This is a genomic window from Waterburya agarophytonicola KI4, assembly GCF_020640915.1.
In the GTDB taxonomy this organism is placed as follows: domain Bacteria; phylum Cyanobacteriota; class Cyanobacteriia; order Cyanobacteriales; family Xenococcaceae; genus Waterburya; species Waterburya agarophytonicola.
In genome coordinates this window covers 32,082-44,258 of record NZ_JADWDC010000002.1, presented here as the reverse complement: position 1 = coordinate 44,258, position 12,177 = coordinate 32,082, and the positions used below count along the sequence as shown (strand labels likewise).

The 12,177-nt window shown below is 40.1% G+C and carries 11 protein-coding genes; 2 read left to right on the top strand and 9 right to left on the bottom strand.

What is annotated here, in order from left to right; translation table 11 throughout:
* Nucleotides 1-35 precede the first annotated feature (35 nt).
* The 8 genes from I4641_RS00995 to I4641_RS00960 form a co-directional block, all read right to left on the bottom strand.
* Nucleotides 36-224, bottom strand: a complete 189-nt coding sequence (locus I4641_RS00995) for a hypothetical protein (RefSeq protein WP_229638558.1) — start codon at nt 222-224, stop codon at nt 36-38.
* 190 nt (nt 225-414) lie between these two features.
* Nucleotides 415-828: a hypothetical protein gene (locus I4641_RS00990; RefSeq protein ID WP_229638557.1), complete on the bottom strand. Its 414-nt coding sequence runs from the start codon at nt 826-828 to the stop codon at nt 415-417.
* Nucleotides 829-863: 35 nt separating this feature from the next.
* On the bottom strand, nt 864-2,357 hold the full coding sequence (locus I4641_RS00985) for a sensor histidine kinase (protein ID WP_229638556.1): 1,494 nt from the start codon (nt 2,355-2,357) through the stop codon (nt 864-866).
* Nucleotides 2,358-2,391: 34 nt separating this feature from the next.
* Nucleotides 2,392-3,090, bottom strand: a complete 699-nt coding sequence (locus I4641_RS00980; RefSeq protein WP_229638555.1) for a response regulator transcription factor — start codon at nt 3,088-3,090, stop codon at nt 2,392-2,394.
* Nucleotides 3,091-3,109: 19 nt separating this feature from the next.
* Nucleotides 3,110-3,562: a hypothetical protein gene (locus I4641_RS00975; RefSeq protein ID WP_229638554.1), complete on the bottom strand. Its 453-nt coding sequence runs from the start codon at nt 3,560-3,562 to the stop codon at nt 3,110-3,112.
* 109 nt (nt 3,563-3,671) lie between these two features.
* On the bottom strand, nt 3,672-4,052 hold the full coding sequence (locus tag I4641_RS00970; RefSeq protein ID WP_229638553.1) for a response regulator: 381 nt from the start codon (nt 4,050-4,052) through the stop codon (nt 3,672-3,674).
* Nucleotides 4,042-7,074, bottom strand: a complete 3,033-nt coding sequence (locus tag I4641_RS00965; RefSeq protein WP_229638552.1) for a PAS domain S-box protein — start codon at nt 7,072-7,074, stop codon at nt 4,042-4,044. The genes I4641_RS00970 and I4641_RS00965 overlap by 11 nt, the downstream gene beginning before the upstream one ends.
* A complete protein-coding gene (locus I4641_RS00960; RefSeq protein ID WP_229638551.1) occupies nt 7,064-8,917 on the bottom strand; it encodes a response regulator in 1,854 nt (617 codons plus the stop codon). The genes I4641_RS00965 and I4641_RS00960 overlap by 11 nt, the downstream gene beginning before the upstream one ends.
* Before the next feature lie 193 nt (nt 8,918-9,110).
* Between I4641_RS00960 and I4641_RS00955 the strand changes: the two genes are divergently transcribed.
* The gene (locus tag I4641_RS00955; RefSeq protein WP_229638550.1) at nt 9,111-10,901 is read left to right on the top strand and encodes a sodium:solute symporter family protein; all 1,791 of its coding nucleotides are present in this window, start codon (nt 9,111-9,113) and stop codon (nt 10,899-10,901) included.
* A gap of 88 nt (nt 10,902-10,989) precedes the next feature.
* Nucleotides 10,990-11,757, top strand: coding sequence for a sulfotransferase family 2 domain-containing protein (locus tag I4641_RS00950; RefSeq protein WP_229638549.1), 768 nt, complete (start codon nt 10,990-10,992; stop codon nt 11,755-11,757).
* A 142-nt stretch (nt 11,758-11,899) separates the two neighbouring features.
* On the opposite strand, the gene I4641_RS00945 is transcribed toward I4641_RS00950, so the two are convergent.
* Nucleotides 11,900-12,166: a hypothetical protein gene (locus I4641_RS00945; protein ID WP_229638548.1), complete on the bottom strand. Its 267-nt coding sequence runs from the start codon at nt 12,164-12,166 to the stop codon at nt 11,900-11,902.
* Between the last annotated feature and the right edge of the window lie 11 nt (nt 12,167-12,177).

Below are 12,177 nucleotides of genomic sequence, written 5' to 3'. Positions count from 1 at the left end.
TCTTGCTCAATATTCACCCCAAAAAGAAAAGAATATTATCTGCCAGTACGAGTACGGGTACGACCGCTAGTATTACTACTACGACCGCTAGTATTGCTACTACGACCACGACCACGACCGCGACGACCACCAGCAATAGTAGATTCATCAGCAGCAGTCAAGTCTTGGAAAAGACTGTCGCATCCTGCAAATAAGGCTAAACCGTTATCATAGTTATTAGACATTTGTTTGTCTCCTTATGCTTAATTTCTATTTATTTTGAGAATTAATCCTTAGTTATTGTCTAGAGGATTAACTGTCTTTATTATGGGAAATAAATATGACATCAATATGTCAAGGTTAACTGACCTTTAAATACAAGTTAAAAATAAGAAGAAGAAATATAAGATCTAGCTTTATTTGAAACGCAACTTATTATAAATCTTCACTAGCAGCATTTAACTTAAATACTTCACCATTTGTTCTGCGGATCTCAAAAGCTTCCAATTCATTTTGAAAGTAAATACCACTAACAGCTACTTTTTCTCCTTGAAACAGTCTAATATTTTTGGCTTCTAAATCGACTTTAACCACAACGGGGCTACTATCATCCCGTAAAATAAATTCATCATCACATAAAGCAGCAACAATACCTGATACCGTTTGAATTTTCCCTGGTTGTAAATCTTTAATAGCAACTACCTGCTGACTCTCTTGGGCATTGACAGAGAACCAGCTCAATAATAAAGAATGATTAACTAAGTCTCGATCTTTGTGGTTCAATATCACAAAGAGAGTCAAGAAGATTGAGACAGATGTAGTTTTAGCGATCGCCTTCTGGAGTTTCACGAGCCATAAATCTGATGATAATAACCAGGCTGAATTTAGATATGTTTATTATCGTCGATCGCACTCTCAAAAGTGTGACAAGTTTTACTCATTAAGTTTTGCTGGTTAATTGTTCGTGGCAAAAGAATGGTAAAAGTCGAACCGCGATCAACTATACTGTCAACCTTAATTCCTCCACCATGAGCTTGAACAATTTGTTGGGCGATCGCCAATCCTAAACCAAAGCCCCCTGTTTGACGCGATCGTACTTTATCCACTCGATAGAAAGGTTTAAAAATATCGGGCAGCATGCGATCGGGAATACCCATGCCATTATCTTCTACTCGAATTAAAACCCACTCTGTTTGGGCTTGTAAGCTTAAAATGATGGTGTCTCCAGGATCGGAATATTTAATGGCATTACTCAGTAAATTAGCAACGGCTTGACGGAGTAATTCTGGTTCTACCTGAAGCAGCATTGCCCGATCTGGTAGATGATTTTGGAAACATAAATTTTTCTCGGCTGCTTGTGTCGAAAATTCCTCAACTAATTGAGCCAAAACAACAACGATATCCACTGTTTCCATCAAGGTTGAATCAAGAATATTTTCTTGTCGGGCTAAGAATAATAAATTACCAATTAGTCCACTCATCGACTTGGCGAGGGTGACAATTTTGGCTAATCTCTGGCGGGGTTGCTCAAGATCGTGGGAGGGGGCGAGTAATCCTGCTTGGGCATTACTCATGATTGCTGCTAGAGGCGCTCTTAATTCGTGGGAAGCATTGGCAGTAAATAGTTGTAACTGTTCATTAACCTGAGCCAGTAGTTTATTAGTCTGACAGAGACGATCTTCTTTCTGTTGCAATTCATCGTCTAAACGATAGATTAAATAAATGGCGATCAAGGAAGCGAGAGTACCAAGCCCCACCACAATACCTAACAAAAGCCAATAAAATAATTTCTGTGCATCCAGATTATGCTGATAAACCAAGAGACGACGTTCTTCCATGGTGGAAATTAAATACAAATACCACTTAGCTTCTTCCACTACAGCTCTGGTGCGATCTATTGATTCAGTTAATTGCACTGGAGAAATAGCCTCTTGAGAGTTAATTTCTAGTTCCCCTCTACTTTGTTGGAGTTTTTCCAGAAGCGTTAAACTTTCATCTAATTGTTGTTGGGCTAATTTAAATCTTTCTTGTTGGTGAAAATCGTCTTGAATTAGAGGTTGTAATTCTTGAAAAGATTCCAGCACAATAGTTGAGGCAACTTGATAAGAATCTAAATATGCTTCTTCTCCTGTAATTAAATATCCTTGAACTCCTGTTTCTGCATTGGCAATGGTGGTGATTAAGCGTTGAGTTTCTGTGTAGATCTTGTGAGCCTGGTTGACTTGACGTTCCCGCTCAATTAGTTTGATTTGCAGTAAACTAAACACCGTTAAAGAAGCGATCAAACAAGTAATCGGAATTGCCACAATAACCAACCCACGACGACGCACGGGTAATTTTTGCCAAAACTTACGTGCTTGATTGCTAACTGGCTTCATGGGTAATTTTAAAAAACTTGGCACATATAGCATTTTACTTGTAACTAACCATTAACTGAGCTTCAGGTTCTCGTAAACGATATCCTGTACCATAAACTGTTTCTAGCCAGTCTGTTGCCCCGATCTGCTGTAGACGTTGGCGGAGACGACGTACCAAGCTAGTAACTGCATTATTTTCAGGGATACTATCCCATTCCCATAGGGCTGCTTCGATTTGCTCTCGATTTAACACTTGTTGACCATGGCGCAACATATATTCAAGTAATTGAGATTCTCTTGTCGATAGTTGCACTACTTGTTGTTGATACTCTACACATAGGGTATCCAAATGCAGTTGGAGTTCACCCATAGCCAAATGATTACCCTGCCATAAAGGAGAGCGACGACTTAAAGCTCTTACCCTAGCCAGCAATTCCACTAGATCTATCGGCTTAACTAAATAGTCATCTGCTCCTGCATCTAAACCCGTGACTTTATCAGCGATGCTATCTTTAGCACTCATAATCAGTACTGGCGCAGCTTTGCCTAACTTGCGATATTGAGAACAAAGACTAATCCCCGAAACCTCTGGTAGCATCCAATCTAAAATGAGGAGGTCGTAATCGCGATCGCCGATCAACCACTGAGCCGTCGAACCGTCAGCAATACAGTCAGTAATATGACCAGCTTGAGATAAAACTTCACAGATTGGTTCAATTTGTTCTAGATCATCTTCGACGACCAAAATTTTCATTGGTGATTATTCTCCTCAGTCATAAAGTCAATTTCCAGTTCATTTCCAGTTCAGTTACAAAGCCAATTACCAGTAGTTCTTCGAGAATTAGGCGATCGCCTGGAGAAATCCGCCTCAATAATTCAGTTTTTGTCTGTTCCCTCAAATAAATTTGCTCTGGCGATCGAAAGTTAAAGTCTTGACCTGGTAAAAAACCTTGTTTTTCTAGCAATTGAAGTGTAAATTCGAGCATTGGAACTACTAAATTTACTTCAGGTAGAAGATAAGCAGAATTGCGCCAAAGCCAGCGAAAAGCATCAGGATCGATTTGAGCCAGTTGATAACAAGCTGCAATCAAGATTTCCGTTCCACTTCTAGAACAGGGGAGATCTGCCAGAAAATCTGTCAGAGATTTAAGCAATGCTGGATTTTGAGTTTGGAAGACATCCGTTGCCAGTTCGATATAAAATTCACAACCATTGGATGCACCCATTTCTCTCCTTTAACGGAACATTTTGTTCGTTAATTAACTAAATCTCAAGTTAGGAGATCGGTGTGAATAATTTGTGAATTAAAAGTTTAAGTAATATTAAGGTTGAAATTTAAGCTTGCCAATGGAGAATTTTACAGATTTTCTCAACTAAATCCCTGGGCTTAATGGGTTTGGCGATCGCTCCAGCTACTCCCAAATCTAGTAATTCTTGTTGCTCGCTCACACTTGCCTTAGAGGTCAAAAAAATAGTGGGAATATCTTTAGTAGTGGGATTGTTCTGTAGTCGCTTAAAGGTTTCATCCCCATCCATATCGGGCATCATCACATCCAAAAGAATGCCATCTGGTTGTTCTGCTTCAGCTATCATCAACCCTTCCTTACCCGAAGCAGCCGTTAAGACTTCCCAGCCTGCTACTGCCTCTAGGGAAAATTGAATAATTTGTCGTAAACCAGCTTCATCTTCGACAATGAGAATTCTTTTAACTGTCATGGTTATACTCCTCTAGTTTCAACGGCAGGGTAAAGCAAAAAATGCTGCCAACTTCCAAAATACTCTCAACCCAAATTTTTCCTCCATGTTGTTCGATGATGCTGCGACAAATAGCCAAACCCAAACCAGTCCCGCCTTTTTTACGGGAGTCGGAGGCATCTACCTGTTGAAACCGTTCAAAAATACTATCAAGTTTATCTCTAGGAATACCCCGTCCTCGATCTTTAACTTTAAATAATGCCTGTTGAGATTCTACTTGCAGTTCTACAGTTAAGGAAATAGTTGAACCTTCAGGGGAAAATTTAATGCCATTGCTAATCAAGTTAGTTAAGACTTGAATAATGCGATCGCCATCCGCATTGACCTTAATTGGTTGAGGAGATACAGATAAGTTAATTCCCGAACGATTTGCCAGAAGTTGCATCAGATCTTTGGCTTTATTGATTAGTTCAGCAGCATCACAAATTTTGAGTAATAACTTAACTTTGCCCAACTTGAGCCTTTCTAGTTCTAAAATATCGTTCACCAGCAAAACCAAGCGATCGGCATTTTCCGTAACAATCTCGATCACCTGGCGACCTTTAGCTGACTCAGGTTCGAGTAATCCACTAGAAATCAGATTCAACCCCCCTTGAATAGAAGCCAGGGGAGTACGGAGTTCGTGACTAACCACAGAAATAAACTCGTCTTTGGTTTTTTCCATCATCTGACGTTCTGTAATATCCTGCCCAATACTCATCGTACCAATTGTTGCACCCTGCTCGTTTTGCAATAGGGTATTGTTCCAGGCGATCGCTCTTTCTTGACCAGATTTAGTGAGAATGGCATTTTGATAATGAGGCTGAAAGTTTTGTTGCAGGAGAGCGACAAAACAATCCTGAACCCCTTCTTGTTCTTGATGAGGCAGAAAATTAGTAAACCAATCTTTACCAATAACTTCTGCTGCTTGATAGCCTGTTAGTGCCAAAAAGAAAGGATTGACATATTCCACCTGACCCAAAGAATTGAGACTGACAACGAGAAGTTGCACACTTTCTAAGAGCGATCGCCAGCGTCGTTCTGCCTCTCTTAAGGTAGCTTCAATTTGCTTTTGTTGGGTAATATCAGTTTCCGAACCTGTCATTCTGATCGCTTTTCCTGTCTCGTCCCAAAAAGCTTGACCTCGATCTAAGACCCAAATATAGCTACCATCCTTGCATAAAGTGCGATATTCAATGGCAAAAGTTGGGGTTTTCTGGGCGATATGATCCTCTAAAGCCTGGGTAAAAGTATTAACATCATCGGGATGAATGCGCTGGGTACATTCTTCCACATCATTACCAATTTCTTCTTCCGCAAAACCCCGCATCTGTTTCCAACGAGTCGAGTAAAATACCTGATTTTCGAGAATATTCCAGTCCCAAAATCCATCTTTGCTACCCCACAAAACTAAATCCAAACGTTCTTCACTCTTTTGTAAGGCTTGTTCTGCTTTCAGGCGATCGCTAATATCCCGTTTCACCCCTACAATATGGGTCAACAAACCTTGGTGGTTGAGGATCGGAGACAGGGTTACTTCTTGGTCGTATTGGGTTTTATCGTGGCGTTTACTCACCATTAAACCCCGCCAAATTTTACCCTGCTGAACGGTGGCAAAAATCTGATCATAAAAATCTTGACTATGTTGACCACTGCGAAACAAATCCCCAGGAGTTTTACCGATCACTTCAGAAGAGGTATATCCCGTCATCCTGGTAAAAGCGGGGTTGACATAGAGATAATTAGCTTGGCTGTCGGTAATTTCAATGGCATCATCTACGTGTTCTAAAGCCTTTGCCAGTAAAGCATTGTCTTTTTCGACTTGTTTCAAATTGGTGATGTTTTGAGCAACATAAACCAAACCTAACTGTTTTCCCTGATTGCCAACTAAAATCGAAGCGGAAAACAGCACGCAAATTTCAGTATTAGATTTGCTTTGATAAGTCGTTTCTACATTGCTAATTGCACCGTTCGTCCCTAGGTAATCGATAGTCAAATTTCCTAACCAACTATCTCGTTGTGCTAGTAAAATTTGGGGGGGTTTGCCCATCAGTTCGACTCGACTATAGCCCAATAGATTGCAGGTTGCCTGATTAACTGATTGAATTATGCCTTTGGGGCTGATCACCACCAAAGATTCGGTTAAACTTTCACTAATACTTAGGGTATAGGCATTGGCTTGCTGTAAATCCTCAGCCATTTTGTTGAAGGTTCGTGCCAAGATGTCAAATTCACTTTTGCCAGCAGTCTGGAGGCGGGTATCTAGATTTCCCATGCCAATGGCAATTGCTGCTACTTGTAAATTTTCTAAAGATCTTAGTATATAGCGGGAAATTAACCAGGCGATCGCCAAAGCTAATAGTAAACCTAATAAAGTAAAACCCAAAATAATTTGTCTATATCGATGAATTGATAAATTCAAACTATCATTCCTGGTTTGTAGCTCAATATCCTCATGGGTAAATGCTTGTTTAATTACTTGATTAAAATCTTGATAAGCTTGTCTCAGACTTTGTTGTTTAAGAACAAAAACTTGATCATAATCCTGTTTTTGTTGAGCAATAATTAAATCTTGAGCGGTGTGCCATACTTTCTGGCTGGATTGTCGAATAGCTAGCAAATATTCTTTTTCTTCGGGAAAGAATTTTAAAACTAGGTTTTCATATTTACCTAAAGCAATCAAATATTCATTTCTGAGCAAGTACCAGTCATTAATTTTAGTTAATAATTCCCTCTCTTTTTGTTGGGCGATCGCCTTGGTTTGATTAGAGCTATTATCTTGTTGTTGCTGTTGCAAGAAAATAACTTCATCCGTACAGAGGGTCAAATTATTAATGGCTCTTTGTAAATTATTTAGTTCGTTTTTAACGGGAATTGTTTGCTGAACGACCCGCTCAAATTTTTGTTGAATATTATTAATCGCCTTTACCCCCAAAAAACCAGCTATGCCTCCTAGTAAGGAAATAAATAAATAACTTAATAATAGTTGGTGTCTAACTTTCATTAACTCGATTTCCTAACTGGCGTAGCATTTTAGTTCGCTCCAATCGATTGAGAATACGGGCAATTAATTCTGCTCCCACAATTGGCTTATTAACGTAGTCATCTCCCCCTGCCATAAAGACCTGATTAACTGTGTCCGCATCTTGATGTGCCGATAAAAACAGTATGGGTAGCTGACTCCAATCGGGGTCATTACGCACTACCTGGCATAGTTCAATCCCACTGACATTAGGCATCGCTATATCCAAAATTAACAGATCGGGAGTAGTCTGTTGCAATGTTTGCCAAAATTGCTGGGGATCTTCTAGGAAGGTAAGCTTAAAGCCCCAAGGAGAGAGTAAATTATTCAGAAGATCCAACATCTGGGGGTCATCATCCACAATCAGTAAACTGGCTTCAGGAGTGGTAGATTGCTGAAGAATCTGGAGGATCACGTCGATGACTTTGGGGGCAGAGGTCGGTTTTTGTAAAAAGCTTTGCGCCCTCCATTGAGTAGCTTTGAGGCGATCGCTAAAACTAGAACTAGCGGTAAATACTACTACAGGCATACAAGCGCGTTCTATTGCTAGTTGTTGGAGTAGAGTTAATCCATTTTCCTTCGAGTCGGGAAAGCAGAGATCCAGCAGAATTATGTCTGGTTGACTTCGGGCAATCATCTCCCTGGCAGCAGAGATATTCGTTACAGATTTGGCTTGGATGCCCTGGGTTTTAGCTTCAGCAATTAAAAGTAGATTTAATTCGCGATCGTCATCAATAATTAATAGTTGGGGGTTCGATTCTTCAGGCTCAATAGAAATATCGACAGAATCTGGAGTAGAAGTAACAGGGGCAACTGCCGTTAGGGAAGCGCGCAATTGCTGGAGTAATGTTTGCAGGGGGGTAATTTGACTAGGTTCGATTTTACCTTGCAAGATCTGTTCGATCTCGCGACATAATCTAGCAGCATCTTCCAAGCCAAAACTACCCAAAGAGCCGATCAGAGTATGGGCTTGTCGTGCTGCCTGGTGTTGTTCTGAGGCTGAAAGACTGTTGGTTTCTAAAGCTGTGACTGCTTTCTCTAAGGTGGCAAGGCGATCGCTATATTTTTGGTAAGACTGTTGCCAAAATGGCATTAATTCGGAGTAAATTGGGGCTGATTTTACTGATTTTGACCCTAAAGTTTCTGTTGCTGGTGAAATTTCTCGCAGGCGATATCCCAGTCCATAAACCGTCTCAATCAAGTCTGTTGCCCCTACTTCTTTTAGTTTGCGTCTTAAACTTTTAATATGCGCCCTAACAGTGTTCTCCGAAGGCGGTTCATCAAAAGACCACAGACGATCTAATAAAGCACTTTGACTAAATATGCGATGGGTATTGCGTAAAAAAAGCTCAAGGATGGCATATTCCTTGGCAGTGAGGCGTAACAATTGTCCCTGGTAAGTCACTTCACAAATACTAGGATCGAGACATAAATCCCCCCAGGTAATAGTCGGTGATAAAGCAACCTTTCCTCGACGCAACAAGGCTCGAATTCTAGCGAGCAACTCATCCAAATCATAGGGTTTAACTACATAGTCATCTGCCCCCGCATCTAAACCTGTAATCTTATCACTGCTAGAATCGTAGGCAGTTAGCATCATAACAGGAGTAGGATCTTCTTTGGCTCGTAGTTGTTGACAAAAGCTAATACCATCTAGTTGAGGCAACATTACATCCAAGATAATTAGTTCATAGTCAAATGCTTCTGCTAGATGCCAACCAGCCTGTCCGTCATGAGCCAGATCCACCAGATAATGCTGGCTCGTGAGGTATTGACTCAGCACTGCTGCTGAAGTGCGATCGTCTTCTACTAGCAAAATTCTCACAGAGACTACTGCCTAAGCAAATATCAATGGTTATAACTAATTATGACATTAGTGATTTAATATTTGACTACTCCCTGCCCTAAAGGGAATGGGGCTTTCGCCTTCCCCGCAGAATGCGATCCTAAAACTTTTAGTATATCCAAAACCAGAAGTCTATTATAATGAGGCACTTTAAACAGGCAAATTCGAACCCATGAAACCGATTGACTGGCTAATTGTCTTAATATACTTCATCCTCACTATAGGTTTAGGAATCTTTCTTTCCCGCAAGGCTTCTAAAAGCATGGAAGACTTTTTCGTTTCAGGGCGATCGCTTCCTTGGTGGTTGGCGGGTACGAGTATGGCTGCGACAACCTTCTCGATCGATACCCCCTTATATATCTGCGGGGTAGTATCCAGTCGGGGAATTGCGGGGAATTGGGAATGGTGGAGTTTTGGCGTATCCCACGTAATTTTAATTTATATCTTCTCTCGTCTGTGGAGGCGATCGGAAATTGTCACCGACGCAGAGTTAACCGAGATGCGTTACGGGGGCGATACTGCTGCGGTTTTGCGAGGGACAAAGGCATTTTTGTTTGCTTTACCGATCAACTGTATTGGGATCGGTTACGCCATGCTAGCAATGGTTAAAGTTGTGGATGCCTTGGAATTATGGCAGAGTTTGGGAGTAAATCCAGGGGAAAACATCAAAATCTGGAGTGTAATTGGGGTTAGCCTGTTTGTCCTGTTATATTCTGGTTTTTCTGGACTTTGGGGCGTGGTAACGACTGATTTCTTTCAATTCTTTTTGGCTTTACTCGGGGCGATCGCCGTAGCTATTGTAGCAGTGAATCATGTGGGAGGAATACACGAACTTATTCCCCAAGTAAAACAGGTAAGCGATATTGATGTTCTAGCCTTCTTTCCCTTCCAGTTTAGCAATGGTAGCTTTGGCTGGAGTGATGCAGCAGGAATTACCGCCACTACCTTTTCTGCCTATTTATTCGTCCAATGGTGGTCATTTCGTCGTAGTGATGGAGGCGGGGAGTTTATTCAGCGTTTAGCAGCAGCAAAGACAGAAGAAGAAGCGGAAAAGTCTTCTTGGTTTTTTAATATCCTGCACTATGGCATTCGTACTTGGCCTTGGATTATAGTGGCTTTGGTGGCAATGGTAATCTATCCCGACTTGGAAGATAAAGAGTTGGGCTATCCTAAGTTAATGCTGGAGTTTTTACCCCCCGTGATGTTGGGTTTGGTGGTAACTTCCTTAATTGCAGCCTTTATGAGTACGGTTTCCACTTCGATTAACTGGGGTGCGTCTTATTTAACCAACGATTTATATCGCCGTTTTATTAAACCCAACGCCACTCAAGCAGAATTGGTGATGATGGGGAGAATAGCCTCGGTGTTAGTTACCGTTTTAGGCGCGATCGCAGCTTTATATGCAACTAATATTACTACAGTCTTCCGTTTGGTAATTGCGATCGGTACGGGACCAGGACTAGTATTGATCTTACGTTGGTTTTGGTGGCGTATTAATGCAGCAGCCGAATTAGCTGCAATGGTTAGCGGTTTCATAATTGGGTTAATTGCCAGTATTAATCCTAGTTTCAATGAAATATTCCCTGATTTTGGCTACAAGTTGTTATTTATTTCTGGTACAACGGCGATAATCTGGATCGCAGTAATGTATCTCACTCCTCCAGAATCTGATGAAACTCTCGATCGCTTTTATACCAAAGTTCAACCAGGGGGAATAGGTTGGCAAAGACAAAAAGAAAGGACAGGTATTGAACCAGCACAGAATTTAACTCAAGACTTATTAAAAGTAATTGCAGCTAGCTTTTTATTATTTGGTTCGATGTTTGCGATCGGCGGATTTTTATTACTACAATCATTAACAGGCTGGATATCTTTAATTGTTGCAGTCTTAGGCGGTTTTTGGTTGCGCCAGTTAAACAAACATAAGCCTATTGCTATGACACGTCCAGGGCTTTTTAAGTAATAAGTATTTTGCTTCATGGAGATCTCGATCGCACCATTGATGTAATTTAAGATCTAGACTTACGAGATCCTGTTTTTTTTTTATTACAATGATAATCTGTAAGTCTCCAAAAGTTATTCTGGTCGAAATTCCAGGAGCGAAATGCGAAGCAATATTTAATTTATTTGCTCCTTATGTACAGAAAGAATGGCAAGGTGAGTCCGTTAGTACCAATCAACGCTATTTTAGGTTTTCCGAGTCTTTGCTAAATCGACTGGAAATTGACCCGAAAGACTACTATAAAGTTGTCGGGGTTCGCAATCCTTACACGCGCTTGATAGATATTTATCAGAATTACTATAAGTCTCCCGAAGCTGGCGTTCAAAAGAATTTTGGTAATAATTTGAGATTTTATCTCGCTCGTCATACTGGCTTAAATCCTTTTCCCTCTCAAGAGTTTCACCATATGTTTCCCGAAGGAGATTTTAAAAGTTTTGTCGAGTTTATGGACTATATTTTAACCAAGTTTCGGTTAGATATATCCAGGAAATATATAGGTGCGGCAGATCAATACAGCTACATTGAAAACGATAGTTGGCTTAAATTTGAATTTATTGCCAGCTTTGAAACTCTAAAATTAGATGTTGCTGATCTCAGCCAAGAATTTAATTTAGAAATTGTTGATACTTTTAGTTCGATTGAAGAACAAAACGAGCTAGAACAAGGGAATTTATTAGAATATTACGATGAGGAAACTCTCAAAGTAGTAAATCGCTTGTTTGTTAGAGATTTTGTCTATTTTGGATACAAACAATTAAGTGTTTTCGATTTGAATTGTAAAAAAGAACTGGAGGCATTAATTCTACAAACGAAATAGTAGATTAATTGCTAATTATAGTCGTTCTAATTAGGGTTTGCTGAAAAACTTAGATTTGATAATGTAGCTGTTTGAAAGCTTTTAGCTTTTAGCTTTTAGCCGAAATCACGTTAATTAGTTTGCTTATTATCTAATAGAACGGCTACGATCTCGGTAACTTAAGCAAAGATCTGTTAAATTCGTTTAACCTAATCAAAAACTGCTGTTGATAATTAGCAAGATCTCGTACATTTAAAGTAAAAATTTGTGCGGCTTCGTTACTTAAAGCGATCGCAATAATTCCTCGTTTTATATTGACTCCATAAAAGTAATTTATTGCGCTGATATAAGCAGCTACTTGCAGGCAATAATCGTTAATCCATTCTATTTTTTTGGATTTGGAAGCAGTTTTCCAATCAAAAACACACAATTCTCCTTCCC

Excerpts from the sequence above, each read along its gene's own strand:
- I4641_RS00995 (WP_229638558.1), bottom strand. The coding sequence starts at position 224 with ATGTCTAATAACTATGATAACGGTTTAGCCTTATTTGCAGGATGCGAC.
- I4641_RS00985 (WP_229638556.1), bottom strand. The coding sequence starts at position 2,357 with ATGAAGCCAGTTAGCAATCAAGCACGTAAGTTTTGGCAAAAATTACCC.
- I4641_RS00980 (WP_229638555.1), bottom strand. The coding sequence starts at position 3,090 with ATGAAAATTTTGGTCGTCGAAGATGATCTAGAACAAATTGAACCAATC.
- I4641_RS00975 (WP_229638554.1), bottom strand. The coding sequence starts at position 3,562 with ATGGGTGCATCCAATGGTTGTGAATTTTATATCGAACTGGCAACGGAT.
- I4641_RS00970 (WP_229638553.1), bottom strand. The coding sequence starts at position 4,052 with ATGACAGTTAAAAGAATTCTCATTGTCGAAGATGAAGCTGGTTTACGA.
- I4641_RS00965 (WP_229638552.1), bottom strand. The coding sequence starts at position 7,074 with ATGAAAGTTAGACACCAACTATTATTAAGTTATTTATTTATTTCCTTA.
- I4641_RS00955 (WP_229638550.1), top strand. The coding sequence starts at position 9,111 with ATGAAACCGATTGACTGGCTAATTGTCTTAATATACTTCATCCTCACT.
- I4641_RS00950 (WP_229638549.1), top strand. The coding sequence starts at position 10,990 with ATGATAATCTGTAAGTCTCCAAAAGTTATTCTGGTCGAAATTCCAGGA.